This is a genomic window from Nocardia sp. NPDC058705, assembly GCF_042749305.1.
Classification (GTDB): domain Bacteria; phylum Actinomycetota; class Actinomycetes; order Mycobacteriales; family Mycobacteriaceae; genus Nocardia.
This window is the reverse complement of sequence record NZ_JBHYRN010000003.1, coordinates 174,662-200,244: the sequence shown is the minus strand read 5'-3', so window position 1 is coordinate 200,244 and position 25,583 is coordinate 174,662. Positions and strand designations below refer to the sequence as shown.

Annotated in this window: 25 protein-coding genes and 1 tRNA gene; 12 read left to right on the top strand and 14 right to left on the bottom strand. The window is 67.7% G+C overall.

Translation table 11 applies throughout. The annotated features are described in order from the left end of the window. Positions 1–398 precede the first annotated feature (398 nt). Entirely contained in the window at positions 399–1,607 is a 1,209-nt protein-coding gene (locus ACFW6D_RS06420) for a molybdopterin-binding protein (protein WP_379325384.1), read from the top strand. Between the two features lie 232 nt (positions 1,608–1,839). Here ACFW6D_RS06420 and ACFW6D_RS06415 read toward each other — a convergent pair whose 3' ends face one another. Together ACFW6D_RS06415 and ACFW6D_RS06410 are read right to left on the bottom strand one after the other, a co-directional pair. Continuing rightward, on the bottom strand, positions 1,840–3,081 hold the full coding sequence (locus ACFW6D_RS06415; protein WP_379325382.1) for an SPFH domain-containing protein: 1,242 nt from the start codon (positions 3,079–3,081) through the stop codon (positions 1,840–1,842). A 3-nt stretch (positions 3,082–3,084) separates the two neighbouring features. Further along, positions 3,085–3,516: an NfeD family protein gene (locus ACFW6D_RS06410; protein ID WP_379237812.1), complete on the bottom strand. Its 432-nt coding sequence runs from the start codon at positions 3,514–3,516 to the stop codon at positions 3,085–3,087. Positions 3,517–3,622: 106 nt separating this feature from the next. On the opposite strand from ACFW6D_RS06410, the gene ACFW6D_RS06405 reads away from it, so the two are divergent. After that, complete coding sequence (locus ACFW6D_RS06405) at positions 3,623–4,447, top strand: DUF3097 domain-containing protein (RefSeq protein ID WP_379325380.1); 825 nt, start codon at positions 3,623–3,625, stop codon at positions 4,445–4,447. 72 nt (positions 4,448–4,519) lie between these two features. Next, a complete protein-coding gene (locus ACFW6D_RS06400; protein WP_379325378.1) occupies positions 4,520–5,332 on the top strand; it encodes a hypothetical protein in 813 nt (270 codons plus the stop codon). 191 nt (positions 5,333–5,523) lie between these two features. On the opposite strand, the gene ACFW6D_RS06395 is transcribed toward ACFW6D_RS06400, so the two are convergent. The 10 genes from ACFW6D_RS06395 to ACFW6D_RS06350 all read right to left on the bottom strand — a co-directional run bounded on the left by ACFW6D_RS06395 (position 5,524) and on the right by ACFW6D_RS06350 (position 15,349). Next, positions 5,524–6,006, bottom strand: a complete 483-nt coding sequence (locus ACFW6D_RS06395; RefSeq protein WP_379325376.1) for a hypothetical protein — start codon at positions 6,004–6,006, stop codon at positions 5,524–5,526. Between the two features lie 87 nt (positions 6,007–6,093). Next, complete coding sequence (locus ACFW6D_RS06390; RefSeq protein WP_379325374.1) at positions 6,094–6,486, bottom strand: hypothetical protein; 393 nt, start codon at positions 6,484–6,486, stop codon at positions 6,094–6,096. Positions 6,487–6,572: 86 nt separating this feature from the next. Further along, positions 6,573–7,622 carry a ferrochelatase gene (locus ACFW6D_RS06385; RefSeq protein ID WP_379325372.1) on the bottom strand — a complete coding sequence of 350 codons (1,050 nt, stop codon included), beginning with the start codon at positions 7,620–7,622 and terminating at the stop codon, positions 6,573–6,575. Then, complete coding sequence (gene inhA, locus ACFW6D_RS06380) at positions 7,622–8,458, bottom strand: NADH-dependent enoyl-ACP reductase InhA (RefSeq protein WP_379325370.1); 837 nt, start codon at positions 8,456–8,458, stop codon at positions 7,622–7,624. Before inhA ends, ACFW6D_RS06385 begins: the two co-directional genes overlap by 1 nt. Before the next feature lie 53 nt (positions 8,459–8,511). Further along, entirely contained in the window at positions 8,512–9,231 is a 720-nt protein-coding gene (fabG1, locus tag ACFW6D_RS06375) for a 3-oxoacyl-ACP reductase FabG1 (RefSeq protein WP_379325368.1), read from the bottom strand. An 85-nt stretch (positions 9,232–9,316) separates the two neighbouring features. Beyond that, positions 9,317–10,321, bottom strand: a complete 1,005-nt coding sequence (locus tag ACFW6D_RS06370; RefSeq protein WP_379325366.1) for a VWA domain-containing protein — start codon at positions 10,319–10,321, stop codon at positions 9,317–9,319. Continuing rightward, complete coding sequence (locus ACFW6D_RS06365; RefSeq protein ID WP_379237828.1) at positions 10,318–11,268, bottom strand: DUF58 domain-containing protein; 951 nt, start codon at positions 11,266–11,268, stop codon at positions 10,318–10,320. The genes ACFW6D_RS06370 and ACFW6D_RS06365 overlap by 4 nt, the downstream gene beginning before the upstream one ends. A 29-nt stretch (positions 11,269–11,297) precedes the next feature. Next, a complete protein-coding gene (locus ACFW6D_RS06360) occupies positions 11,298–12,458 on the bottom strand; it encodes an AAA family ATPase (RefSeq protein ID WP_379325364.1) in 1,161 nt (386 codons plus the stop codon). Positions 12,459–13,115: 657 nt separating this feature from the next. Next, on the bottom strand, positions 13,116–14,540 hold the full coding sequence (locus tag ACFW6D_RS06355; RefSeq protein WP_379325362.1) for an NlpC/P60 family protein: 1,425 nt from the start codon (positions 14,538–14,540) through the stop codon (positions 13,116–13,118). A gap of 266 nt (positions 14,541–14,806) precedes the next feature. Further along, positions 14,807–15,349, bottom strand: a complete 543-nt coding sequence (locus ACFW6D_RS06350) for a DUF6676 family protein (protein WP_379237836.1) — start codon at positions 15,347–15,349, stop codon at positions 14,807–14,809. 283 nt (positions 15,350–15,632) lie between these two features. On the opposite strand from ACFW6D_RS06350, the gene acnA reads away from it, so the two are divergent. The 6 genes from acnA (at position 15,633) to ACFW6D_RS06320 (ending at position 22,340) form a co-directional block, all read left to right on the top strand. Further along, on the top strand, positions 15,633–18,446 hold the full coding sequence (acnA, locus tag ACFW6D_RS06345; protein WP_379325360.1) for an aconitate hydratase AcnA: 2,814 nt from the start codon (positions 15,633–15,635) through the stop codon (positions 18,444–18,446). A 130-nt stretch (positions 18,447–18,576) separates the two neighbouring features. After that, entirely contained in the window at positions 18,577–19,146 is a 570-nt protein-coding gene (locus ACFW6D_RS06340) for a TetR/AcrR family transcriptional regulator (RefSeq protein WP_266290299.1), read from the top strand. A gap of 17 nt (positions 19,147–19,163) precedes the next feature. After that, positions 19,164–19,236: transfer RNA gene (locus tag ACFW6D_RS06335), tRNA-Val, on the top strand. Between the two features lie 137 nt (positions 19,237–19,373). Then, positions 19,374–20,588 carry a hypothetical protein gene (locus tag ACFW6D_RS06330; protein ID WP_379325358.1) on the top strand — a complete coding sequence of 405 codons (1,215 nt, stop codon included), beginning with the start codon at positions 19,374–19,376 and terminating at the stop codon, positions 20,586–20,588. Next, complete coding sequence (locus tag ACFW6D_RS06325) at positions 20,581–21,738, top strand: sensor histidine kinase (protein WP_379325356.1); 1,158 nt, start codon at positions 20,581–20,583, stop codon at positions 21,736–21,738. The genes ACFW6D_RS06330 and ACFW6D_RS06325 overlap by 8 nt, the downstream gene beginning before the upstream one ends. Then, positions 21,735–22,340: a response regulator gene (locus tag ACFW6D_RS06320; RefSeq protein WP_379325354.1), complete on the top strand. Its 606-nt coding sequence runs from the start codon at positions 21,735–21,737 to the stop codon at positions 22,338–22,340. The genes ACFW6D_RS06325 and ACFW6D_RS06320 overlap by 4 nt, the downstream gene beginning before the upstream one ends. Before the next feature lie 20 nt (positions 22,341–22,360). Here the strand turns inward: ACFW6D_RS06320 and ACFW6D_RS06315 are convergent, their stop codons facing one another. Next, positions 22,361–23,155 (bottom strand): alpha/beta fold hydrolase, encoded by a 795-nt coding sequence (locus tag ACFW6D_RS06315; RefSeq protein WP_379325352.1) that lies wholly within the window; start codon positions 23,153–23,155, stop codon positions 22,361–22,363. Positions 23,156–23,308: 153 nt separating this feature from the next. Continuing rightward, positions 23,309–23,809 carry a MarR family winged helix-turn-helix transcriptional regulator gene (locus ACFW6D_RS06310; protein WP_379325350.1) on the bottom strand — a complete coding sequence of 167 codons (501 nt, stop codon included), beginning with the start codon at positions 23,807–23,809 and terminating at the stop codon, positions 23,309–23,311. Between the two features lie 65 nt (positions 23,810–23,874). Here ACFW6D_RS06310 and ACFW6D_RS06305 point away from each other — a divergent pair, with 65 nt between their 5' ends. From ACFW6D_RS06305 to ACFW6D_RS06295, 3 genes are all read left to right on the top strand, one after another. Further along, positions 23,875–24,369 carry a cupin domain-containing protein gene (locus tag ACFW6D_RS06305; protein ID WP_379325348.1) on the top strand — a complete coding sequence of 165 codons (495 nt, stop codon included), beginning with the start codon at positions 23,875–23,877 and terminating at the stop codon, positions 24,367–24,369. An 88-nt stretch (positions 24,370–24,457) separates the two neighbouring features. Further along, positions 24,458–24,877 carry an acyl-CoA thioesterase gene (locus ACFW6D_RS06300; protein ID WP_379325346.1) on the top strand — a complete coding sequence of 140 codons (420 nt, stop codon included), beginning with the start codon at positions 24,458–24,460 and terminating at the stop codon, positions 24,875–24,877. Positions 24,878–25,151: 274 nt separating this feature from the next. Beyond that, entirely contained in the window at positions 25,152–25,571 is a 420-nt protein-coding gene (locus ACFW6D_RS06295) for a hypothetical protein (protein ID WP_379325344.1), read from the top strand. Positions 25,572–25,583: the final 12 nt, after the last annotated feature.

Here is a 25,583-nt window from a genome sequence, read left to right as displayed (position 1 = left end):
AGCGGGACGGGCAGGGAGTCGCAGCCGGTCGGTGTGGCCGTTGCAGCGCAACCTCGGCAAGCCCGCCGGCGCACGTCCGCTTCGAGGCGGCCGCCGACGCGTGGTGCCGAACCGGCGAGTGACAGTTCGCTGTGCGATGCGATCTGCTCGCCATCCAGCCCGCCCACCCATAAGTACTACGTATCGCGCCGCCCACATGACCCTGCCGAGCGGGAACTCGTGCACCCCTTCGCACGCGGGACGAAACCCGCGCGTGGCACCGAACTACGCACCGCAGCACCTGCCCACCCGTGAGCACAACGTCATCGCGAGGCAACTGCGGGGAAAATCGCAGGCAATCGGTGGTGCGCACCATGAGTCGCAGTGTCGGTGACGGATCCTGCAGAAGGCGAGACGTGGTGACGAGCGCACGGGTGGGCGTAGTGCCGACGGTGCAGTGTGGGCTGAGTCTGGTGCGTGCGCGAATAGCGGCGGAGCTCGAGCCGATCGCGGTCCGCGAGCGACCTGTCGCCGAGGCCGTGGGAGCGACCCTCGCGGTGGCCCTCGCCGCGGGCACTCCCCTGCCGCGCGTGGACAGTGCCGCTATGGACGGTTATGCGGTCGCGGGCCCTGGACCGTGGTGGCGTCTGCACCAGCAGGTCAGTTACGCCGGACGCGGCTGCTCGGTGGTGCTGGCCCCCGGAGAGGCGGTGCGAATCGCGACCGGCGCCGCGACCCCGCTGGGCACCACGGCGACCCTGCGCGACGAACACATCGTGACCACGACCGTCTCCGGTAAACCGGTGGTGATGCGCGCGCCCGGCGCACCGGTGCGCGATGACACCCGCCGCCAAGGCGAACACTGGAGCAGCGGAACAGAATTGGCCCGCGCGGGCGTGCGCGTCTCGGCGGCCTTGGCCTCGGCGGCACTGAGCGCGGAAGCCGAAACAGTTACTGTCCGTGGCCCTTTGCGTGCCGACGTGGTGATGACCGGCGACGAGATCCGCGCCGTCGGTCCGCTCAACCCCGGCGAAACCCGCGACTCCCTCGGCCCGGTCATGCCGGAGTTCCTGCGCTCCTGCGACATCGAGAGCACCGGCCTCTGGCATCTCGCCGACAGCAAAGACCTCCTACGCTCCTGGCTCACCCTGAAATCCCACGCCGACCTGGTCGTCATGGTCGGTGCCACCGGCCGCGGCGCCGCCGACCACCTGCGCACCCTTCTGTCCGACCTCGGCGCCCGAATCATCGTCGAACGCATAGCGATCCGCCCCGGCGGCTCCACCGTCGTCGCCCAACTCCCCGACGGCCGCGTCCTCCTCGGCCTGCCCGGCAACCCCTTCGCCGCCGTCGCAGCCCTGCTGGCTGTCGGCCCCGCCATCGTCGACGCCCTCACCCTGCGCACCCCCGGCCCCACCATGTGGGGCCGCCTCTCCGACGCCGGCGTCATGGAAGGCGAAGCCACCCGCATCGTCGGCGTCCAACAACACCCCGGCGGCGTCTGGCGCAGCACCGGCCCCGCCCACACCCCCCACCTAGCCGGCCTGATCGGCTGCCAAGCCCTCGCCATCCTCCCCCCAGGCACCGGCCGAGGCACCCTAGTAGAACTCCTCCCCCTCCCCCACTGACTCACCCCCTTCGGTTCCGCGCTCGATCCCTCATCCGCCACGTCGACGTACCGGCCGCGCGCCATACGACCGTTCGCCGTCACTACGCCGATCGTGCTCGGTGTTTCCGTTCAACGATCGCGATGTCCATCGACCACGATGGGTTCCGCTCGCGCTGACGTCGAAATGGTTGCCGGACAAGAGAAAACGGCCTCGATGCGCATGCGCATCGAGGCCGTTCACTTGGGTGGGGTCAGCCGTGCTGGGGCGGCTGCCAGGGGCGGCCGTAGGGGTCGTTCGGGCGTTGGGGGGATTGCTCCGCGTCCAGGTTTGTCGGTGGGGTGGGGAGTTCCGGGTCGCCCTTGGCCACTGAGGTTTTCGGGCGCGGGACGGGGGTGTCGAAACCTTCGACCGGGGTGCGGGCGGTGGCTTCGGCGGCGCGGACTGCCTCGGCGATTTTGGGGTCGGAGGCGGTTTCGAACCAGTCTTCGACATCGGAATCGTCGGCGATCTGCACCGGCGCTTCGTCGGCGGACGGCTCGTAACGGAAGACGCCGTCCTCGCCCTTGGATGCGAAGTTCTGGGCGAAGCCTTCGAGTGCCTTACCGAAATCGCTCGGCACCAGCCACACCTTGTTCGCGTCGCCCTTGGCGACCATCGGCAGCGTCTGCATGTATTGGTAGGCAAGCAGTTCCGGGGTCGGCTTGCCGTTCTTGATGGCGGCGAAGACCTTTTCGATCGCCTTCGCCTGGCCCTGAGCTTGCAGGTAGGAGGCGGCGCGTTCACCCTGGGCGCGCAGGATGCGGCTCTGGCGTTCACCCTCGGCCGACAGGATCGAGGACTGCTTGCCGCCCTCGGCGGTCAGGATCGCCGCCTGCTTGGCGCCCTCGGCGGTCTTGATCTGGGCTTCGCGGTTGCCTTCGGCGGTGAGGATCGTCGCGCGCTTCTCGCGATCGGCCTTCATCTGCTTTTCCATCGATTCCTGGATCGACGGCGGCGGATCGATGGACTTGAGCTCCACCCGGGCCACGCGAAGGCCCCAGCGGCCGGTGGCCTCGTCGAGCACACCGCGCAGCTGGTTGTTGATCTGATCGCGCGAGGTCAGCGTCTCTTCCAGGGTCATGCCACCGACGACATTGCGCAGGGTGGTGACGGTGAGCTGCTCGACCGCGGCGATGTAGTTGCTGATCTCGTAGACGGCGGCCTGCGGGCTGGTGACCTGGAAATACACCACCGAGTCGATCTGCAGGGTGAGGTTGTCCTGGGTGATCACCGGCTGCGGCGGGAACGACACGACCCGTTCACGCAGGTCCACCTTCGCGCGGACGCGGTCGGCGAACGGGACGAGAAACGTCAGCTGACCGGACACGGTGCGCGAATACCGCCCGAGCCGTTCGATCACCGCCGCCTCGGCCTGTGGGACGAGCGCGATCGATTTGAAGACCACCACCACGACCAACAGGACGAGGACGGCGGCCACGATCAAGGCAACCATGTTCTAGGGACCCTTCCAGACGACGGCAGTAGCACCGTCGATCTTCATCACATAGACAGTCACACCGGCTTCGTACACTTCACTCGGGTCGAGCGGCCGCGCCGTCCAGACTTCACCCCCGAGCTTCACCTGACCCGAATACTCCGCGACCTGCTCGAGCACCAGCGCCGACTTGCCCGGCAGCGCATCGGCATTCGTCGGCGTTGGCGGCGGCGAACCGAACTTGCGGCGCAACACCGGGCGCACCCCGAGGAACAGCACACCGGCCATCGCGGCGAACACCAACGCGTCGCCCCAGATCGGCAGATCGGTCGCGGCGCTCACGCCCGCCGTGCCGAGTGCGGCCACGCCCAGCGTGAGCAGCATGAGGTCCCCGGTGAGCATTTCCGCCGCCGCGAGAACGATGCCCGCGATCAGCCAGACTATTGCGGCCACACCGCCAGCCTAGCCCTGATGACCGGTTTGCGGGCGGGCTCACGTGATCAGTTCGCCCGGTGCGCCGGTGCAGCGCGCAGGGTTGCGCGCGCGGTAGTTTCGGGGCGTGAGTGCACGAGACAGCTACGGCGACATCTATTCCGGACACGATCGGACCAAGAAGAAGCCGGTGCCGAGGGTGAGCGCCGAACGCGACCTGGTGGTGGAGGACGCGGCGAGCGGATTCTGCGGCGCCGTAGTCGGTTTCGATCGCAGCTACGACGGCGAGTTCGTGAAACTCGAGGACGGGCGCGGTGTGGTGCGACTGTTCGCGATGCGCGAGGCCGCGTTCCTGATCGACGGGAAACCGGTCACGCTGATCAAACCCGCGCAGACCGCGGCCAAGCAGCCCGCACGGTCGGCGTCGGGCTCGACTCGCGTCGAGGGTTTGCGCGCACGGGTCGCGCGGACGAGCCGGATCTGGGTGGAAGGCGTGCACGACGCGGCGCTGGTCGAACGGGTGTGGGGTCACGACCTGCGAGTGGAGGGCGTGGTCGTCGAACATCTGGAGGGTCTGGACAATCTCGGCGCGCGGCTCACCGAATTCGAGCCGGGTCCCGGTGCGCGGGTGGGGGTGCTGGTCGACCACCTGGTGACCGGCTCGAAGGAGTCGCACCTGACCACCGGGCTCGGCCCGCATGTGCTGGTGACCGGCCACCCCTACATCGACGTCTGGCAGGCGGTGTGCCCCGCCGCGGTCGGGATCGACGCCTGGCCGACGGTCCCCCGCGGCGAGGACTGGAAGACCGGAATCTGCGCGCGGCTGGGCTGGGGAACACCGCAGCAGGGCTGGCGCCGCGTCTACGATGCGGTCGACTCGTTCCGGGATCTGGAACCCCCGCTCATCGGCGCCGTGGAACGGCTCATCGACTTCGTGACCGAACCGGACTGAACGCACACCCAGGTCAGGCGGGCCGCTCAGTGCGCGCACGCGATCGCGGGCAAACCTTTATGCTCGATGATTATGTGCTCTCCCAGTGCCACGCTGACGCTGTGGGCCGGCTCCTGGCTGGCCGGTACCAGCGCGCCCGACGACGTGCTGGAGGCACTGCACGCCTGGGCGCCGCGCCACACCATCGCCGCGGGCGACCCGGTGACCGGTGGCCGCACGGATCTGCCGTGGACCGCACGCGGCGACGCGGGCACCGGCGCCATGCCGCTGCTCAAAGTGATCCGCGAGGCGATGGCCCCGGCCGGTGCGCACCTGCGTCTGGTCCTGCCCGCACCGGGTGACGTGCGCGGGCTGCCCGTCGGCACCGCCTTCGCGGCCGACGCGATCGACGCCGAGGAAGGGCTGCTGCTCGGTGTTCCCGGCGAGCCCGGCACGGGCCTGATCCCCCAGTGGGAAGACGACGAGACCCTCCAATGGACCGTCTACGGCGTGGACCTGCCCCGCATCGCCGGGCACGACATGTCGCTCGGTGAGGCCGAGTACACCATGCGCGAGTCGGTTCGCGACGCTGCCGACGCGCTGATGCAACTGCACACCACCGCGGTCGGCAACGGCGACGACGATCCGCGCGAGCAGATCGAGGCGCAGCTCGCGGCCTATTCGCGCCACGCCTACCCGGACTCGATTCCGTTGCGTGCCAAGCGAATTCTCGATACTGCCGATCATGTGGCCGCGATCCTCACTGTCGCGCAACACGAACCGGCGTCGTCGCCCACGTCGGCCACGGCGATCGGCGCGCACGAATCGCTGCTGCGTCCGCTGTGGAACACGATTCGCGAGGCCCGTCTCGTCGCGGTCCACGCCGCCGCTCGCCGCGACACGTAGCCGACAACGCGCGCGCGTCGAGAGCTTCGAGCGACACCGACGACGCCTCCGCACCGGGGTCCGTACTACCGCAACTCCGGACTACCGCAACTCGGGGCACAGTGGTTGCGGGCACAGCGGTTGCGGGCAGCGCGGGGGCCACGTGCCTGCACCTTCAGCGGTGATCGCCGGGCCAGGCGGCGGCCGATTCGTCAGCGACGGTATGGCTGCTGGTACTGCGGCTGCTGATACTGCGGCTGCTGGTATTGCGGGTACGGCGCCTGCTGCGGGTAGGGCTGCTGCGGATACGGCTGGGGATACTGACCCTGCGGATACTGCGGCGGATACTGCGGCTGCGGGTAGCCGGGCGCGGACGGGTGCTGCTGCGGGTAGGGCTGCTGATACTGCGCCGGATACGGCTGCTGTGCCATCTGCTGCGGCGGCATCTGGTGGGGCGCACCGTGATTCGATCCACCACTCATCTTGCGGATCAACACGATCAACACGATGAGCACGATCACGCCGATGATGATGTACCAGACCCAGTCCGGCAGACCGACCCCGATACTCACGCCGTCACCGCCGCCACCGCGACGGGCCTGCACTGTCTCCGCACCACCCGCGAGCACGCGTTCGCCGGCGAACAGACCACCTCCCCCGGATAGCGCGGTCATCGGCACATCGGCATAACTCATCGGGCCCTCCCCGTAGGTGATCGGACCTTCGGGCGAAGGTCTGCGGGGATGCTAACGCAGTGCGGGCGCGAAGGGGGAAGTGCCGCTTCAGAATCCGCCGAGCGCGCTCCGCAGATCGGGGACGCCGAGCACTTTCAGGACGGCGCTGCGGACCTGCGGGCAGGCGCGAGTGGTGGTTGTATCGACGATGCGGCGGTCGTGGGCGACGGCGGCACCCGCGACGGTGTCGTCGATCGTCCACAGGTTCATCACGCCGGTGAACGCCACCTGCGCGACCTGCGGACCCAGCGCCTTCCACGTCCCCTTCTGCCCGTCGAGAATGCCGCACAGTTCGCCCGCCGCGGCCGCCGAGACCGTGGTCACGGGCGGCGGGACCGGCTCGGTCTGGAAGCCCTCCTTGCCACACCCGGTCAGGCCGAGCGCGGCGGCGGTCAGCACCAGGACCAGCCCGGTCGTGCGGTGCGGCGATATCGAAACCATCGGAAATCCTCCGATCAGTCGAGCGCAACTGCGAAAAGGCTACCCCTCGAACCGGGTACTACCGGTGAATGGTTATCCGGTTGTGTTCAGCGCCGCGCCGGGCGCGCGGGCAGTTCGCAGCAGCCGGGGGCACACAGCGCGCCGTCGACAGTGCAGCCGTAGCCGGGGACTTCACCGAGTTCGCGCACCGGTCCGCCGCTCACCCGCTCGGCGATCAGCTCGACGATCATCCGGGAGAACCGTGGATCGGTGCCGGGAGTGCCCGCGCGGGCGAAGGCCATGCCGAGTTCGGCGGCGCGGGTCGACGCTTCGTTGTCGAGATCCCAGATCACCTCGAGATGATCGGAGACGAAACCGACCGGGCACACCACCACGGCGTCGATTCCCTTGCCGTGCAACACATCCAGGTGGTCGACGATGTCGGGTTCGAGCCACGGCACCTGCGGTGGACCCGACCGCGACTGCCACACCACGTCGTAATCGGCGAATCCTGTTGCGGCGGCACACAATCGGGCCGCTTCGGCGACCTGGCGACTGTAGAGACGACCGCCGTCGGCGGGTGGTCCAGCGGCGATATCGGCGGAGATCGGGATGGAATGCGCGGTGAACACCAGGCGCACCCCGGCGCGGCGATCGGCCGGAATCTGTTGCACCGCAGCGGTGATCGCGTCGGCGAAGGACTCGATCAGCAGCGGGTGATCGAAGTACTGGCGCAGTTTCACCAGTTCGGGGGCACCCGCGCCGACCGCGGTGCGGGCACGGGTGATGTCCTCGTCGTACTGGCGGCAACCGGAGTAACCACCCCACGCCGAAGTCGGGAAGACCAGGGCCGAGCGCACACCGTCGGCGGTCATCCGCGCGACGGTGTCCTCGACCATGGGGTGCCAGTTACGGTTACCGAAATAGACCGGCAGATCAAGTCCGGCATCGGCGAGGTCGGCCTCGAGCGCGGCGATGATCCGCAGATTCAACGCGTTGATCGGCGAGACCCCGCCGAAATGCAGGTAGTGCTGTGCGACCTCGGCGAGCCGTTCGGGCGGTACCCCGCGGCCCCGAGTGACGTTTTCCAGAAACGGAATCACGTCCTCGGGGCCTTCGGGGCCACCGAAGGACAGCAGCAGCAGGGCGTCCGGCATCAGCTCAGGGACATGTTCTCCGGGAACCACATGTTGTGGCTGGCGCCGCCGTCGACATAGATGATCGAGCCGGTGGTGGCGGGCAGCCAATCCGAGAGCAGCGCCACGATCGACTTGCCGACCGCGCGCGGGTCGTTGCCGTCCCAGCCGATCGGCGACGCGCCGTCCCAGTACTCGTCGAGCTGCACGAGCTGCTTGGCGTCGTCGGTGGCGGTGCCCGCGATGGCCTTGGCCGCGAGGGTCTTGATCGGACCGGCGGCGATCAGGTTCGAGCGAATCTTCTTGGCGGCGCCCACTTCCCGCGCCACGTACCGGTTCACCGATTCCAGGGCGGCCTTGGACACGCCCATCCAGTTGTAGTACGGCATGGCCACGCGCGGATCGAAGTCCATGCCGACCAGCGAGCCACCCTCGTTCATGACGGGGAGCACGGCACGGGCCAGAGAGGCGTAGCTCCACGCCGAGATCTCGAACGACTTCGAGACGTCGGGGCCGGGGCCCTCGAGGAACGGCAGGGCGCCGGGGCCCATGATCGAACGCGGCGCGAACGCGATGGAGTGCAGCGCGCCGTCGATGCCCTCGGGGGCGATCTCACGCAGCTTCTCGGTGAGCGCGGCCAGGTCGTCCTCGTTGGTCACGTCGAGGCCGATGGCAGGCGGCACTTCCTGCGGGAGGCGCTTGGCGATGCGGTCGATGAGCCGCAGGCGGTCGGGGATACCGGTGATGATCACCCTCGCGCCCTGCTCCTGCGCGATCGCGGCCGCGTGGAACGCGATCGACGAGTCGGTGATGATGCCGGTGACCAGGATGGTCTTGCCTTCGAGCAGTCCGCCCATGAGTTTTCGGTTCTCCTGAAATCAGTGTGTGTGGTTGGTGGGTCAGTGGCGGATCAGTGACCCATGCCCATGCCGCCGTCGACCGGGATGATCGCACCGGAGATGTAGGACGCGTCGTCGGAGGCGAGGAAGCTGATCGCCGCGGCGACATCCTCGGCCTGGCCGATCCGGCCTGCGGGAATGAACTCCAGCGCGGCCTTGCGCATCTCCGGGGTCATGTCCTCGCGGGTCATGTCGGTGTCGATCAGGCCGGGAGCCACCACATTCGCGGTGATGTTGCGCTTGCCCACCTCACGGGTGATGGCGCGCGCCATGCCGACGAGGCCGGCCTTGGCCGCCGCGTAGTTGACCTGGCCCGGCGCGCCGATCTGACCGACGACCGAACCCAGGAAGATGACCCGGCCCCAGCGACCCTTCAGCATGTTGCGATTGGCGCGCTGGGCGACTCGCCATGCACCGATCAGGTTGGCGTCGATGACCTTGGTGAAAGAGTCCTCGCTCATCCGCATGAACAGCGTGTTGTCCACGATGCCCGCGTTGGCCACGATGACCTCGACCGGACCTTGGTGCGCCTCGACCTCGCTGAACGCACGGTCGATCGAATCACTGTCGGTGACATCGCATTTCACACCGAACAGGCCCTCGGGCACCCCTGATCCACGATGGGTGACGGCGACCTTGTGACCGTCGGCCTGCAGACGCTGCGCTACGGCGAGACCGATACCGCGATTACCGCCGGTGACCAGGACCGATCGTGATGTGACGTTCGACATAGGGTCCAACCTATCTGTTCCGATTCGTGCGCCCCGCGTCAGGGTCGCGCCGTTGCGACAGCTCACAACGCGGGGGCGGTGCGAGCTAGGGCAGGCGTTGACGATAGAGCAAACTGACCACGACTCCGGCCGCGATGGCCAGCATGCCGACCAGCAGCCACGGCCTGCTCGCGTCGCCACGGGTTGTTTCGTAGCCGATCTGCTCTTCGAGGGTGTCGTAGACCGCGGTGAGTTCGGCCAGCGACGAGGCGGTGTAGAAGTCGCCGCCGGACAGCTCGGCGATCTCGCGCAACGAGTCGTTGTCGACGGGCACCTTCACCCGCTGGGAGCCCTTGCCGTCGGAATCCGGAATCTCGACGGTGCCCCATTCGGTGCCGAAGGAGATCGTCGAGACCGGGATGCCCTTGTTCTTGGCAAGGCGCGCGGCGGTGAAACCGTGGCGTGCGTTGTCGACGTCCTTGTCGTCGGGCACGGTCTGCTTGCCGTCCGACATCAGCACCACGCGTGCGGGCGGCGGTGTTTCGGCGCCACCGAGCACAGCGGCCAAGGTGTCGATCGACTGCAGGGCGGTGAGGATGCCCTCGCCGGTAGCGGTGCGCTCGGCAAGCTTGATGTTGTCGATCGAGTGCTTCACCGCCTCGCGGTTGGTGGTCGGCGACACCATCACCGAGGCCGTGCCTGCGAACGTCACGAAACCGAGGTTGATGCCCGGCGTCAGACCGTCGACGAATTCCTTACCGGCCTTCTGCGCGACCTGCAACCGGTCGGGCTCCACGTCCGTGGCTTCCATCGACAGCGAAACATCCATCACCAGAACAACAGTCGCGCGGTTACGCGGCACCTTCTGCACGGCGGTCGGTCCCGCGGCGGCGATGGTCAGCAGCACGAGGCCGACGAGGATCAGCGCGATCGGCGCGTGGCGCATCGGACTCGGCCGCGACGGGGCGACACGTTCCAGGATGGCCATGTTGCCGAACTGCAGCATCCGCTTGTGCCGGGCACGCTGCACGAGCACGTAGCCGAGCACGAGGAGAGCGACGACCGCGAGGAAACCCAGCCAGGCGACGGCCGTGAAATGCGAAATACTCACTGGCGCGGCACCCGTCCGCTCGGGGCGCCGAGGCTGTGGCGCCGGGTGGACACGAATCGGACCACGTCGGCGATCCAGTCCCGGTCGGTCTGCAGGGTGAGCACCGGCGCGCCGCAGCTGCGCAGCGCCTGGGCCACCTGTTCGCGTTGGGCTCCGGCCGCGGCCGCGAAGTCGGCGCGCAGCGTGGGGGTGACGCTGAACTCGCGGGTGCGGCCCGATTCGGGATCGTGGAGCACCACGTCGCCGCCGTCGGGCAGCGCGATGTCGAGTGGGTCGAGCACCTCGACCGCGAGGAGGTCGTGGCGGGCGGAGATCGCGCGCAATGAACGCTGCCAGTCGACGTCACCGAGGAAGTCACTGATCACCACGGCCAGGCCGCGTTTGCGTTGCGGACGACGCAGCGATTCGATCCCGGCCTTGAGATCACCGCGCACCCCGTCGCGGGCATGCGGGGTGGTCGCGATGCCACGTAGCAGGGTCTGGGCGTGCATGCGTCCGCTGCGGGCGGGAATGCGCACCAGATCCTGACCGGTCGCGACGACGGCGCCGATGCGGTTGCCGCCACCCGAGGTGAGGTGAGTGATGGCCGCGGCGGCCGCGATCGCGAGATCGCGCTTGTGTACCCGGCCTGTGCCGAAGTCCAGGCTCGACGACAGGTCGACGACGAGCCAGGTCTCGAGCTCGCGGTCGGCGATCATCTGCCGCACGTGCGGATGGGTGGTGCGGGCGGTGACCGACCAATCCATCTGGCGCACATCGTCACCCGGCTGGTAGAGCCGGGCCTCCCCCGGTTCCGAACCCGGACCGGGGATCAGACCCTGGTGATCGCCGTGCAGCACGCCGTCGAGGCGGCGCCGCACGGTCAACTCGAGAGTCTTGAGCGCGGCCGAGAGCTTCGGGTCGGTCAGTTCACCGGCCCGAAACGACGGCGGAGCGTGTGACGACATGGGCACGCGGACAACGGGTTCCGGCGCACTCACTGGGGTGCGGCGGAGCCGGCGGGCTGGGACTGCTGCCCGTTCACCGGCTGCGGCACAGGCTGTTGCTGGGGCGGCTGGGGCACCGGCGGCTGCTGCGCGGCAGCCTGACCGTTGGCCTGCGGGGCGACCTGCGGCAGACCGACGGTCTGCAGCACGCGCTTGATGACGTCCTCGGGCGAAACCTCGTCGGCCAGTGCGTCGTACGACAGCACCAGGCGGTGACGCAGCACGTCCGGGATCACCTCGACGACATCCTGGGGCACCACGTAGTCGCGGCCACGGATCAGCGCGACCGAGCGGGCCGCGGCGATGATGCCCAGGCTCGCGCGCGGGGACGCACCGTAGGAGATCCAGCTCGCCACATCGTTCATGCCGAATTCGGCGGGCGTGCGGGTCGCGCTGATCACGCGGACGACGTAGTCGACGAGCGCGTGGTGCACGAAGACGTTGGCGGCCACCTTCTGCAGGCGGATGATGTCTTCGGGGTCGAGGATCTGGTTCGGCTCGGGCGCGCTCACACCCATCCGGTAGATGATCTCGCGCTCTTCCTCGACCGAGGGGTAGTCCACGACGACCTTGAACAGGAAGCGGTCGCGCTGCGCCTCGGGCAGCGGGTACACGCCCTCGCTCTCGATCGGGTTCTGGGTCGCCATGACCAGGAACGGATCGGGCATCGGGTAGGTCTTGCCGCCGATCGACAGCTTGCGCTCGGCCATCACCTCGAGCAGTGCCGACTGCACCTTGGCCGGTGCGCGGTTGATCTCGTCGGCGAGCACGAAGTTCGCGACGACCGGGCCGAGCTCGGTGTCGAATTCCTCGCGGCCCTGCCGGTAGATGCGGGTACCGATGAGGTCGGTGGGCACGAGGTCCGGGGTGAACTGCACCCGGGAGAACGAACCGCCGATGACCTTGGCGAAGGTTTCCACCGCAAGAGTCTTCGCGACGCCCGGCACACCTTCGAGAAGCACGTGTCCACGCGCCAGCACGGCGACGAGCAAACGCTCGACGAGCCGATCCTGACCGACGATAACCCGCTTGACCTCGTAGATCGCCTTCTCGAGAGTCTGGACGTCACGCTCCAGGGTGCTCGGCGCAGCCGTACCGGCGTCTTTCGCCAGCTTCGGCCCGCTCACACCTTCCGTCGAAGTCACCAACATCCCCGCTTTCGCTTTGGTCCTGTGCGTGCGGCACCAACTATTCCATTGAATCGTCCAGTGCGCCGCAACCGGCCAGCACTAGACGGGAATTCGTCATGCGCGTGACGCCGCTCACGCCTTCCTCACTCGATGCGATAGGTAGCGTCCGAACACGCCGCTACCAGCAACGATGCTTCTGTCACCCGTTTCGTGACGGTCTGCCTGGTCGAGGAGAATTCGCTCGCAGAATTCTCCCCCGTCAAGCCCTACCGCGTGAGTTATCGCTCGGGCGCCGAGACGAGGACGGGAACGTATGCATGGGCGCAAACCGGTGCGAAGTAGGCGGCGGATCGCCGATTCCACGGTCTCGGCGTACAAGACGCTGTTGTCGATTCCACGGCGCGAGTCGGCCTCATCGATGACGTCACCGAGCCTCGGGGCGATGTGGGCGATCGCGTACACGCCACTGAGCGCACTGCACACGGCGCCGGAGAGCATGACATAGAACGCCATCCGCACGGTTTCGGGTACCGCTCGGCGCGAATGCTCGTGAACCGCGGTGAAATTCGACATCGTGCTGCCCTTCGACTGAAAACGGACAATTTCTAGCCCGTTCGGAAGCCGCCCTGGCGAACTCCGGTCGAAGGGCGAACTCAGCCATGAAGATCTGCGGCTGATTCAGTCGGTGATGATGCGGACCGCGTAGGGCATGATGCCGTCTTCGCGGACAGGGGAAATCTTCACGATGTCTCCGCTCTGGGGGGCCTCGATCATCGTGCCGTTGCCCAGATACATCGCCACGTGGGCGCTGCCGCCGGGGCCCCAGAACAGCATGTCACCGCGTTCGCGGTCGTCGACGTCGACTCGGGTGCCCGCGTTGTATTGGTAGCCGCTGTAGTGCGGTAGGGAAACGCCGATGCCCGCGAACGCATACAGCATCAATCCCGAGCAATCGAAGCCGACTTTGTTGTAGTCGCCGTGGGCGTCGCCGGTGCCGCCGTCGCGGATGCCGAGGGTGGGGCCGTCTTCGTCGCCGCCGCCCCAGGCGTAGGTGACGCCGAGTTGGGACATCGCGCGGTCGACCACCGTTTCGATCGCGGCCGAACCGGTGATCTGCGGTTGGGAGGGGCGGGGTTTGGTTCGGCGGGGGGAGGCCGGGGTCGATTCGAGGTCGGTGTGGGGGCGCTGGCCCTCGTTGAGTTCGGCGGCGCGTTCGCGGGCCGCTTTGTCTTCGGCGGCGCGGGTGGCGGCGGCGTTGGCGGCGGCCAGCAGGGCCAGGATCTCCGCTTCGCGTTGGGCGTCCCAGTTCAGGAAGATCTCGCGCTGGCCCTGCAGGCCCGCGACGGTCGAGCGGGCGACGTCGAGAGCGGACTGGGCGGCGCTGCGGTCGCGTTGCAGGGTGTCGCGGGCCACGGACTGGGTGTCGAACTCGGATTTCGCGACGTTCACCGCGGTTTGGGCGGCGTCACGTTTCTGTTCGGCGCCCGCCGCGGCGGTGTCGGCGTCGACCTTGGCCTGGCGGGCGGCGGAGTTCTGGTTGGCCTGGTCGATCTGGGCGCGGCGCAGCCCGTCGAGGACCTGGCGCTGGTTCTTCGACACCATGCCGAGCACCTGCGCGCGATCCATCGCGGCATCGGGGGTCGAGGAGGCGAGGTAGGTGACGACCGAACTGTTGGCCGGGCGCACATAGGCCTGGGTGGCGACCTGATCGAAATCCTGGCGTGCCACACCGACTTTCGCGCCCGCGTCGGCCAGTTGGGTCTGACTGTCGGTGACCGCGGCCGCGGCGGCGTCGGCGGCGTCGCGGGCGTACTGCAGGTCGACGAGCGCCTGGTTGACCGCTTCGCGTTTGGCGGCGAGTTGGTCGTCGAGGGCACGCAGTTGCTGATCGGCCGCGGCGACGCGATTGATCAGGAGGCCGATCTCGCCGACCCGCGCGTCGACCTGGGCGCCCGCACCGGCGATCTCACCGTCGGAAGGGTTCGGTGGCGGAGGTGGTACCGCCGCGACCGGTCCCGCGGCGCCGAGTACCACCAGCACCGACAGCAAACCGATCGCTATTCGTAATAGACCTGGTTCGTCCTGCCTGCCCGCACCGCGCACGGCACCTCCGAGTATCTCGACTCGACATACGCCACCGGCACATCAGCCGAAACACCGACCACAAGAGTCGACCAATGCCCCCTGTACCACTGCATTCACGATCACGATCAAAAGCAACCGTACGACACATAGTTCCCAAAGGAAACATCTGCCACAGTGGGGCGCGGCGGCAATTCATCGATTGCTCAGAATTAGCCTGATGCGAGGCAGGTTTCTACCGCATGGAACAGACCGTTGGTCTGGAAATGTGACTGGAGTGAAACCAGTTAGTTGGTAGAACCCGCATCGATGCGCGGTGAGGTGACCACAGGTGCGTCGGGACCGCGGCGGACCTTCACCAGATACAGCCCGGCGATCGCCAGCGCCATGAGCCCCAGCATCACCACGGTGATGGCGCCCCAGGAGATGCCCTCCGGCTGCTCCAACCGGTCGACAAAGGCCTGCACGGCCTCTTCGGGATGGTTGCCCTTGTACTTGGCCGCGTCCTCGGCCCACTCCAGGCGAACCCGGCTGATGCTGTCGCTGTAGGTGCCGAGCCAGTCGTCGCTGAAGACCGCGACGGTGCCGTGGGTGTTCTCGCCGACCTCGGTGGCCAGGTCACGTAGGCTCGAATCGTGGCCGGGATTACCGGGAACGATCACGACGCTGAGCGGGATCCCCTCGGATCGCGCCTGCGCGACGATCGCCGCCAGCTTCTCCTGATCCTGACCCTTGGGGGCCGCGACGTGATTGTCGGCGAGGTCGGACGCGACGCTGCTCAGCACGGTGTTCGGCGGCAGTTCGGCCGCCATCGGCGCAAAAGTGGTCATCTTCCATCCGGTCTGTCGAGCCACGATCGCCGGTGTCGCGACGGGCGTCCAACACTGCCAAGGTGAGCGTCACTGCGTCTTCCCCGACTTCGCTCGTCAGGCACAGTACGCGACGGAACGCGCTACTACGTCCGCGCGGCACCACCGACGGCCCCCGCGTATTTCATAGGACAAGCGTACTGTTAGGCTCGTACGGCGAGGAAACCGGCATATAACGGCGCCGGATACCCCCTCCGAAGACGCGAGTCGCCGGCACAGCCCCGCCGGCGGCACACCCTCACACATGAGTGGAGCTGACGTGACGAAGATTGATACCTTCGGCGCCAAAGGCACGCTCGAGGTCGGAAGCAACTCCTACGAGATCTTCCGTCTCTCGGCTGTTCCCGGCACCGAGAAGCTGCCCTACGCCCTGAAGGTGCTGGCAGAGAACCTGCTGCGCACCGAGGACGGCGCGAACATCACCGCCGACCACATCCGCGAGATCGCGAACTGGGACCCCTCGGCACAGCCGAGCGTCGAGATCCAGTTCACCCCCGCGCGCGTGATCATGCAGGACTTCACCGGCGTGCCCTGCATCGTCGACCTGGCCACCATGCGTGAGGCCGTCACCGTCCTCGGTGGCGACCCGAGCAAGGTCAACCCGCTGTCCCCCGCCGACATGGTCATCGACCACTCGGTGATCCTGGACGTGTTCGGCCGCGCCGACGCGCTGGAGCGCAACGTCGACCTCGAATACGAGCGCAACGGCGAGCGGTACCAGTTCCTGCGCTGGGGCCAGGGCGCCTTCGACGACTTCAAGGTCGTCCCCCCTGGCATGGGCATCGTCCACCAGGTCAACATCGAGTACCTGGCCCCCACGGTCATGGTCCGCAACGGCCAGGCCTACCCCGACACCTGCGTCGGCACCGACTCGCACACCACCATGGTCAACGGCCTCGGCGTGCTGGGCTGGGGCGTCGGTGGCATCGAGGCCGAGGCCGCGATGCTGGGCCAGCCGGTCTCCATGCTGATCCCGCGCGTCGTCGGCTTCAAGCTGACCGGTGAGATCAAGCCGGGCGTCACCGCCACCGACGTGGTGCTCACCGTCACCGAGCAGCTGCGCAAGCACGGCGTGGTCGGTAAGTTCGTCGAGTTCTACGGCAAGGGCGTCTCCGAGGTTCCCCTCGCCAACCGCGCGACCCTGGGCAACATGAGCCCCGAGTTCGGTTCCACCGCAGCGATCTTCCCGATCGACGGCGAAACCATCAACTACCTGCGCCTCACCGGCCGCAGCGACGAGCAGCTCGCGCTCGTCGAGGCGTACGCCAAGGAACAGGGCATGTGGCACGACCCCGAGCGCGAGCCGGTCTACTCGGAGTACCTCGAGCTCGACCTGGGCGACGTGGTGCCCTCGATCGCGGGCCCGAAGCGTCCCCAGGACCGCATCCTGCTCAGCGAGTCCAAGAGCGCGTTCCGCTCCGACATCGTCAACTACGTCGGCGAAGGTGAGCTCACCGCGCTGGACGAGGGCGTCGAGGAGTCCTTCCCTGCCTCGGATTCGACCGCGGTGTCGGCCAGCGCGGCCGACGACACCTACGTCCCGGCCCACTCGGCCGCCAACGGTGCCACCGGACGTCCGTCCAAGCCGATCGAGGTCGTGGGCGAAGACGGCAACAAGTTCGTCCTCGATCACGGCGCCGTCGTGGTCGCGGGCATCACCTCCTGCACCAACACCTCCAATCCGTCGGTCATGCTGGGCGCCGCCCTGCTCGCCCGCAACGCGGTGGAGAAGGGTCTGTCGACCAAGCCGTGGGTGAAGACCAACATGGCCCCGGGCTCGCAGGTCGTCACCGACTACTACGAGAAGGCCGGTCTGTGGCCCTACCTGGAGAAGCTCGGCTTCTTCGTCGGTGGCTACGGCTGCACCACCTGCATCGGTAACACCGGTCCGCTGCCCGAGGCGATCTCGGCCGCGATCAACGACAACGACCTCTCGGTCACCGCCGTTCTCTCCGGTAACCGCAACTTCGAGGGTCGCATCTCCCCCGACGTGAAGATGAACTACCTGGCCTCCCCGCCGCTGGTCATCGCCTACGCGCTCGCGGGCACGATGGACTTCGACTTCGAGACCGACGCGCTCGGCCAGGACACCGATGGCAACGATGTCTTCTTGAAGGACATCTGGCCCTCGGCCCAGGAGATCGACGACACCATCAAGTCCTCGATCAGCCAGGACATGTTCCGCAACTCCTACGCCACCATCTTCGACGGTGACAAGCGTTGGCAGGGTCTGGCGACCCCGGAGGGTGACACCTTCGCGTGGGACGAGAAGTCGACCTACGTGCGCAAGGCACCGTACTTCGACGGCATGTCGATGGACCCGAGCCCCGTCACCGACATCAAGGGCGCCCGCGTCCTCGCGCTGCTGGGCGACTCGGTCACCACCGACCACATCTCCCCCGCCGGTCCGATCAAGCCGGGCACCCCGGCCGCGCAGTACCTCGACGCCAACGGTGTGGCCCGCAAGGACTACAACTCGCTGGGCTCGCGTCGCGGTAACCACGAGGTCATGATCCGTGGCACCTTCGCCAACATCCGGCTGCGCAACCAGCTCCTCGACGACGTCTCGGGTGGTTACACCCGCGACTTCACCGTCGACGGTGGCCCGCAGGCGTTCATCTACGACGCCTCGCAGAACTACCAGGCCGCCGGCATCCCGCTGGTCGTGCTCGGTGGCAAGGAATACGGTTCGGGCTCCTCGCGTGACTGGGCCGCCAAGGGCACCAGCCTGCTCGGCGTGAAGGCCGTCATCACCGAGTCGTTCGAGCGCATCCACCGCTCCAACCTCATCGGCATGGGCGTTGTGCCGCTGCAGTTCCCGGCCGGCGAGTCCGCCGCGTCGCTGGGCCTGACCGGCACCGAGACCTTCGACATCGCGGGCATCACCGCGCTGAACGAGGGTGTCACCCCCAAGACCGTCAAGGTCACCGCCACCGCCGAAGACGGCAAGGTCACCGAGTTCGACGCGGTCGTCCGCATCGACACCCCCGGTGAGGCCGACTACTACCGCAACGGCGGCATCCTGCAGTACGTGCTCCGGAACATGATCCGCGGCTAAGTGCTGGACCGGTGGCGTGACACCGTAAAGTGTTGCGCCACAAGGGCATTCGTTGCCCATTGAATAATGCGACAGCCCCCGTCTCGGTTCGCCGGGGCGGGGGTCCGTGTATCCGCTAGTTGGAGGAATCATGCCCAAGGTCAGCGACGACCACCTCGCCGCCCGCCGCAGCCAGATCCTCGACGGTGCACGACGCTGCTTCGCCGAATACGGCTACGACGGCGCCACCGTGCGCCGCCTGGAAGAAGCGATCGGCCTCTCGCGCGGCGCCATCTTCCACCACTTCCGAGACAAGGACGCCCTCTTCTTCGCCCTGGCCAAGGACGACGCCGAACGCATGGCCGACGTCGCAGCCAACCAGGGCCTCGTCCAGGTCATGCGCGACATGCTCGCGCGCCCCGAGGAATTCAACTGGCTGGGCACCCGCCTCGAAATCGCCCGCCGAGTCCGCACCGACCCCGAATTCCGCGCGGGCTGGACCCAACGCTCGGCCGAACTCACCGCCGCCACCCTGGCCCGCCTCGAACGCCGCAAGGCCGCGGGCGCCCTGCGCGACGACGTCCCCACCGACGTCCTGCTCGGCTACCTCGACCTGGTCCTCGACGGGTTGATCGCCCGCATCGCCTCGGGCCACACCAACGAAAACCTTTCCGCCGTACTGGATTTGGTCGAAGCATCCGTGCGACGCAAGGAATCCTGAGCTACGCTCGACGTGGTCACGGAGTAGTTCAGCAGGTAGAACACCGCCTCGACAAGACGGAGGTCGCGGGTTCGATTCCCGCCTCCGTGGCCGCCGATCCTGCGATCGCGCCCGGCTTCCCGGGCGCCCTGCGGTGTTCGCCGACCTCCGCGCGAGTGCTGGATTGCGCCTACATTGGGGCTCCGGGGCGGTCCCGGTTCGCGGAGCGGCCATAGGGGGTGGCGGTTGTGCCGGAACAAGCGTTCGCGGTGAAAGGGCTCGGGCAGGGTGTGCTGCGTGGCCGGTCAGCACGGCTACCCCGCGATCCCGTGGATATCGCGGCAGCCGGGACGGTTCTCGCCGCGACCGCACTCGGTGCGCTGACGCTGCTCGCGACCAGCACCGGTAACGGTTCCCGAGCCGAGGTGGCCGCGACCGCCGCGCTGCTGGCAGCGTGCCTCCCGATCTACCTGTGGCACATCACCTTTGCCGTCCGAGACACGATTCCGCCGCACGCGCATCGCAGCTCAGCGATATTGGCCCTGCTGGTGATCGGCGCGTCACCGATGTCGGGCGCCGCGTGGTTGAGCAGTGTGCATCTCGTCGCCGTGGTCGTGCTGCTGACGATGCGACCGATTCTGGCGATGCCGATCGCATCGACGCTGGTCGTCGCTGTCGCACCGCTGGCCGTCCGGCTCGGCGCATCGACACCCGATGCGATCTGGCTGCTGGTGACCACCGGGATGCGAGTGGTCGCGGTCTACACGCTGGTGTGGATGGTCGTCGCGTTGCAGCGTGTGCGCAGTGCCGGGACGGCGCTCGCCGAGCAGGCCGTCGCGCGAGAACGGTTACGCGCCGGCAGCGCGGTCACGCGGACCATCGAGACGGCCCTCGAGTCGATTGCCGAATCCGCCGACAGGGCAGCCGAATTCGCTGCGCAAGGCGACACAGGGTCGGCGTGCGGGGAACTCGGCACGCTGGTCGCAACCTCACGCAGTGGCCTCGCGCAGGCACGACAACTGATCTGCGGCTTCGGAAACGCGGACCTCCGCCACGAGCTCCGTTCCGCCACAACGCTTCTGGCAGCAGCGGGCATTTTCGCCCGAATCAGCGTACCGACACTCGGCCCGCCCGCCCAGCATGAAGAACCGCTGCGCGCCGACCTGCGCCGCCTGCTCGCCCGGCTGCTTCGTGACGGCGCTGCCGGGCCAGTGCTGATCGCCGTGCGTCAGGTCGACACCAGTTGGCTGCTCAGCTGCTCCCCCGACCCCGGCGTCACGGTCGACCCAGCTGTCACCACCGATTCCGCTCTCATCGACTCCGCTGATTTCTCCGGATCCGCGGACCACGGGGGCCACATCAGGACCGTATTCGCCAGTGGCTTCCGGCGCACCGCGATCACCGCCGACACTGATCCCCGCGAGCCGAAGACATTCCCCTCCTCGGCGGTTCGACATGACTGAGGTCTCCCGCCCACTCGCCGGACCCTGGCTGGCGACACCGCGCACCGCACGCGCACTCCTGATCGGCGCGACCTGCGCGACAGGTGTTCTCGCACCGACGCGGGTGACGTTCGCCGGATCTGAGCAGGTCGGACCCACGGTTGTGTGGTGGGCGCTCGCGATCGGGCTCGTCGCTGTCCACCTGTACCACGCATTCAGCACGGTCCGGCCGTCCCAGGGGCTCACCGGCGACAGCCCGGATCACACGGTCGGCGACCGCCGTCTGTGCGGAGGATGGGTGAGTTTCGCGCTGCTGACCGCGCTCGTCTATCTCCCGATGATCTGGGCGCCGACGACGTGGGGCATCAGCCAGGTGTTCGTCATCGCCTCAGCCGCAATGCTGTTCCGTGGCGGGCTACGCCTATTCCTCGTCACGGCACCGATCGCGTCGACCGCTGCCGTGACCGAGCATTTGCTCCCGGCAGTCGAAGTGGTGGTCGTCTTCACGGCGCTGGCGGGCTGCCTCGTCGGCGTGACCCAGCTGGTCCGCGCGGTGCACCAGCTCGACCGCACCCGCACCGCGCTCGCCGAACAAGCGGCCGACCGCGAACGGCTGCGGATGTCGCGGGACCTGCATGATCTACTCGGACACAGCCTTTCGGCGGTGTCACTCAAGGGCGACCTGGCCGCCGCACTGCTGCCCGGAGATCCGGACGCGGCACAGTCGGAAATCCACAGCATCGGCGAGCTCGCACGCGACACGCTCCACTCCATGCGGCGCGTCACCCTCGGTGAACACATCATCTCGCTGCACGCGGAAGTTCTCGGCGCCACCGAGCTCCTGTCGGCCGCCGGGATCGACATCGACCACGATCTGGACCTGCCGCTGCCACCCGAAGTCGACAACGTGTTCGCGTGGGCCACGCGCGAAGGCGCTACCAATGTGCTGCGCCACAGCACCGCCCGTGCCTGTTCCATCGTCGCAGGCCGGCGCGACGGAGCGTTCTTCCTCGAGATCGTCAACGACGGCGCGCACCGCGCGAAAGGCACCGGACACGGACTCTCCGGACTCACAGCGCGCACCTCGGCCCTGTCGGGTACCGTGTCCGCGCGGCGCAGCGGTGACGGCCGATTCCGGCTGCTTCTCGTAATCCCTGGGGGGACACCATGATTCGCATTCTGATCGCCGAGGACATGCACATGATCCGAGGTGCGCTGGTCGCCCTGCTGTCCCGCGAAGACGATATGGACGTGGTCGCCGAACTCGACCGCGGCGACCATGTCATGGACGAGATCACCCGCACCCGACCCGACATCGCCCTGCTCGACATCGACATGCCCGGCCTCGACGGCCTCAGCGTCGCCGCCCGCATCGCCGAACACGTGCCCGAAACCCAGGTGCTGATCCTGACCGGACTGAGCCAGCCGGGTTACCTGCTGCGCGCGCTGCAGGCGCATGTGCGCGGCTTCGTCGTCAAGGACGCACCCGCGCAGACGCTGGCAGAAAGCATCCGCAAAGTCGTCGCCGGTGAACGGGTATTCGACACCGACCTGGTCGCCGCGGCGCTGGAGACCGGCTCGAGTCCGCTGACCATCCGCGAAGCCGAGGTCATCCGGGCCGCCGAGACCGGAATCAGCACCGAGGACATCGCGTCGAGGCTGTTCCTGTCACCGGCGACGGTGCGCAACTATCTGTCGAACGCGATCACCAAGATCGGTGGGCGCAACCGCATCGACGCGATCCGGATCGCGCGCGACGCAGGCTGGCTGTGACCGCGCCCGGCCGGACGCACTCAGCCGGCGGCGGCGGTGATCGTCGCGACCACCTCGCCGGGATGCGAGACCGGCGAGGCATGTGACGACTTCACCTCACTCACCCGAGCTTTCGCGCGCTCGGCCTGGAATCGCTGTGATGCGGGCGGCAGGATCTGATCCTCGGTCGAGACCAGGTACCACGACGGGACCGATGCCCACGACGGGTCACCGCTCGGTTCCGCCTGCGCGGCCGCGGACGTAGGTCGTTGGCGCGCGGCCAGATTCGCCGCGACATCGGCGCTCACATCCTGGGCGAAGACCGCACCGTACTGTTCGGGTTTCAGGGTCACCTGCGCCCCGGTACCAGTGGGCTCGATGAGCAGCGCCGGACCGATCCGGCTGCCCGGATACTTCGCGGGGTCCGAGAGTTCCTGCACCGTTTCGCCTTTCACGGGCGCAAAGCCCGCGATGAACACGGCCGCCCTGACATCGGGCCGGTGGACATTACTGATCACCGCGCCGCCGTAGGAGTGCCCGACCAGGACCACCGGGCCGGTGATATTCGCGATGGCCGAGGTGACCGCGGCCGCGTCCGAGCTCGGACCACGGAGCGGATTATCCGGTTGGACCACCTGATACCCCTTGTCGCGCAGCAATCCGGCGACCGCGTCCCAGCTCGAACTGTCGGAGAACGACCCGTGCACCAGCACGATCGTCGGCTTGACCGCGGCAGCGGTCGTCGGCGTCGAGGGGGACTTCGCGTCGGTCCCACACGCGGTGGCGGCGAACACCGCGGCGGCGGCGAGCACTGTGAACCGGACAAGTTTTCGCATGACGTTCCATTCCCTAGTCGTCGGTCTCTCGACTGAGAATCACAGTCCGCACCCGGTGCCGAACAGAGGTCGATGTCTACGGAAACCGATGGCAAATGTCATGTCCGTTGCGCTCGGCGGGAACTTCCCGGGGCACTGTTTCGCTGATCGGGATCAGCGCGTCCAGGCGTCGAGCAGGGTTCGTGAGATTCGGTCCAGGGTGCCGCGATCGGCGGGATCGAGTACCGACAGCATTGCCGTTTCGTTCTCGGTGTGTGCGACGACGACCCTGTCGACGAGTTCGCGGCCTTGCTCGGTGAGCGCGACCCGCACCGCGCGTCGATCCTCGCGGTCGGCGATGCGGTGGACCAGGCCCGCCGCTTCGAGGCGGTCGATGCGGCCGGTCATGCCCGCGCGCGACAGCATCAGGGTGTCGGCGAGGACCGAGGGGTTGAGTTCGAACGGAGCGCCCGAACGGCGCAGTGCCGCAAGCACATCGAACTCGCCGCGCTGCAATCCGTGTGCGGCGAAGACGGATTCGATGCGCGCAGTGCCGACGGCCATCAGTCGGCCGAGCCTGCCGAAGACAGCCATCGCCTCGAGTTCCAGGTCGGGGCGCTCGCGCTGCCACTGCGCGGTGATCACATCGACGACATCCGGTTCGCGTTCATCCATGGACACGATTCTATTCACTGGGATATAGTTCGGTGACGAATTATCAACCGACGAACGGAATGGCCATGACGAACACCCGCGACATCGCCCTCTGCCTGCCCGAGGACGCGGAGACCCTCGGCACCGACACCGTGCAGATGCGCCTGCTCACCGACGCGAACGCCAGCGACGGCGCGGTCAGCACTTTGGAAGTCACCATGACGCAGGGCGCCGACGGCGCCGCGCCGCACTTCCACACCCAGTCCGACGAGCTGTTCTACGTGGCCGACGGCGAACTGCAGGTCATGGCGGGCGATCGGATCCTCACCGTCGCCGCGGGCGGCTCGCTGGTGGTCCCCCGCCAGATGCCGCACGCTTTCGGCGCCACCCCCGACAGCGGCGCACGCCTCCTCATCGCCCTGATGCCCGGCGTGCAGCGCTTCGAGTACTTCCGCCTACTGGATCGGCTCATCCGCGGCGAGGCCACCTATGACGAATTAGTCTCCGCCCAAGAGGAATTCGACAATCACTTCGTCGACGCGCCCGCCTGGTGGGCCGAGCGCAACGCCCATCGGAGCTGATCGGCGTCATGCGGTTCCGCGCGGCACTGTGGCGGAGATTGCACCCAGATCGGGAACAACGCGCCCGAAGCCGACAGTTCTACGCCGTATGACGTTCTCCGTACCTGTCCTCGTCCGGGGCTACGAGCTCGACACCCAGGGCCACCTCAACCATGCCGTTTACCACCAGTACGGCGAGCACGCCCGCTGGGAGCTGCTGCGTGCGGCGGGTATCGCGCAGGACAAGTTCATCGCCAGCGGCGTCGGCGCCGTGGTGCTCGAGTCGACCATCAAATACAAACGTGAACTGCGCGGGGGCGACGAAGTCACCGTCACCTGCGCGTTCGAGTGGACCGAAGGCGAGAAGGTTTTCCGCTTCCACCACGAGATCATCAAGCTGGACGGTACCGTCGCCGCGGAGATCACCGTCGTGGCGGGCGCCATGGATCTGACCACCCGTCGGCTCGTCGCGAACCCCGCCGACCACTTCCGCGAGCTCGCCGAGAATCCCGAACTGCTCGGCCTGTAAACACCCGCACGGCGCGGCAGGTATCTCCCGGGATACCTGCCGCGCCGTCGTCGTATATGTTTGCTGACCAATTGCCGACGCGCAGACCGCTCCCACTTCCGAGTTGTCCGAAATTCTGCCTCCTCGAAGCGATCACGCGCCGCTCGGCGGTTTGCCCGGCGCTTCGCAAATCTCGCGAACCCGCTCGGTGGGGCACTCCTGCACGTTATGATCCGAAGCACCTTTTGGGGTTCTGGCAAACCGTGAGCAGACGAGAAGATCGGAGTGAGTGCCCATGACCGACGCCATCCACCTCCCCGCAACCGCGTCGTCGGAAGATCGGGGCCCCGCCTTGCGCGGACTGCTGGTGGCCGAGTCCGATCGCGATATCTCGGTGCGCGTCGACGGTGGTACCTGGACCTTCGACCGTCGCGATGTCGTGCGACTCACCGAAGATCGCGCGAGCGTGGGCGAACGGCAGGTGCGGGTCGACATCCGCCCCGGCGCCACCGCCGATTTCACTCGCCGCATGCGCGTGGAGCTCGTCGACCGGCCGATCACACTGGCGCCGGAACCGTCGGAAGCACTCGGCGACGAACAGCTGGCCGACGCCACCCGCAGCTGGGCGGCGAAACTGCGCATCGCCGAACGAGGTGGTGTCACCGGGGCCACGTTCACCTTCCGCGACGGCATCAACTGCGACAGCCTCGACTGAAGCGGAAAACAG

Coding starts and splice junctions, on each gene's coding strand:
- ACFW6D_RS06295 (WP_379325344.1), top strand. CDS start 25,152: ATGACCGACGCCATCCACCTCCCCGCAACCGCGTCGTCGGAAGATCGG.
- ACFW6D_RS06305 (WP_379325348.1), top strand. CDS start 23,875: ATGACGAACACCCGCGACATCGCCCTCTGCCTGCCCGAGGACGCGGAG.
- ACFW6D_RS06320 (WP_379325354.1), top strand. CDS start 21,735: ATGATTCGCATTCTGATCGCCGAGGACATGCACATGATCCGAGGTGCG.
- ACFW6D_RS06350 (WP_379237836.1), bottom strand. CDS start 15,349: ATGACCACTTTTGCGCCGATGGCGGCCGAACTGCCGCCGAACACCGTG.
- ACFW6D_RS06385 (WP_379325372.1), bottom strand. CDS start 7,622: ATGCCGGACGCCCTGCTGCTGCTGTCCTTCGGTGGCCCCGAAGGCCCC.
- ACFW6D_RS06315 (WP_379325352.1), bottom strand. CDS start 23,155: ATGCGAAAACTTGTCCGGTTCACAGTGCTCGCCGCCGCCGCGGTGTTC.
- ACFW6D_RS06395 (WP_379325376.1), bottom strand. CDS start 6,006: ATGAGTTATGCCGATGTGCCGATGACCGCGCTATCCGGGGGAGGTGGT.
- fabG1 (WP_379325368.1), bottom strand. CDS start 9,231: ATGTCGAACGTCACATCACGATCGGTCCTGGTCACCGGCGGTAATCGC.
- ACFW6D_RS06415 (WP_379325382.1), bottom strand. CDS start 3,081: ATGGTTGCCTTGATCGTGGCCGCCGTCCTCGTCCTGTTGGTCGTGGTG.
- ACFW6D_RS06360 (WP_379325364.1), bottom strand. CDS start 12,458: ATGTTGGTGACTTCGACGGAAGGTGTGAGCGGGCCGAAGCTGGCGAAA.
- ACFW6D_RS06325 (WP_379325356.1), top strand. CDS start 20,581: ATGACTGAGGTCTCCCGCCCACTCGCCGGACCCTGGCTGGCGACACCG.
- ACFW6D_RS06400 (WP_379325378.1), top strand. CDS start 4,520: ATGTGCTCTCCCAGTGCCACGCTGACGCTGTGGGCCGGCTCCTGGCTG.
- ACFW6D_RS06310 (WP_379325350.1), bottom strand. CDS start 23,809: ATGGATGAACGCGAACCGGATGTCGTCGATGTGATCACCGCGCAGTGG.
- ACFW6D_RS06390 (WP_379325374.1), bottom strand. CDS start 6,486: ATGGTTTCGATATCGCCGCACCGCACGACCGGGCTGGTCCTGGTGCTG.
- ACFW6D_RS06340 (WP_266290299.1), top strand. CDS start 18,577: ATGCCCAAGGTCAGCGACGACCACCTCGCCGCCCGCCGCAGCCAGATC.
- ACFW6D_RS06365 (WP_379237828.1), bottom strand. CDS start 11,268: ATGTCGTCACACGCTCCGCCGTCGTTTCGGGCCGGTGAACTGACCGAC.
- acnA (WP_379325360.1), top strand. CDS start 15,633: ATGAGTGGAGCTGACGTGACGAAGATTGATACCTTCGGCGCCAAAGGC.
- inhA (WP_379325370.1), bottom strand. CDS start 8,458: ATGGGCGGACTGCTCGAAGGCAAGACCATCCTGGTCACCGGCATCATC.
- ACFW6D_RS06300 (WP_379325346.1), top strand. CDS start 24,458: ATGACGTTCTCCGTACCTGTCCTCGTCCGGGGCTACGAGCTCGACACC.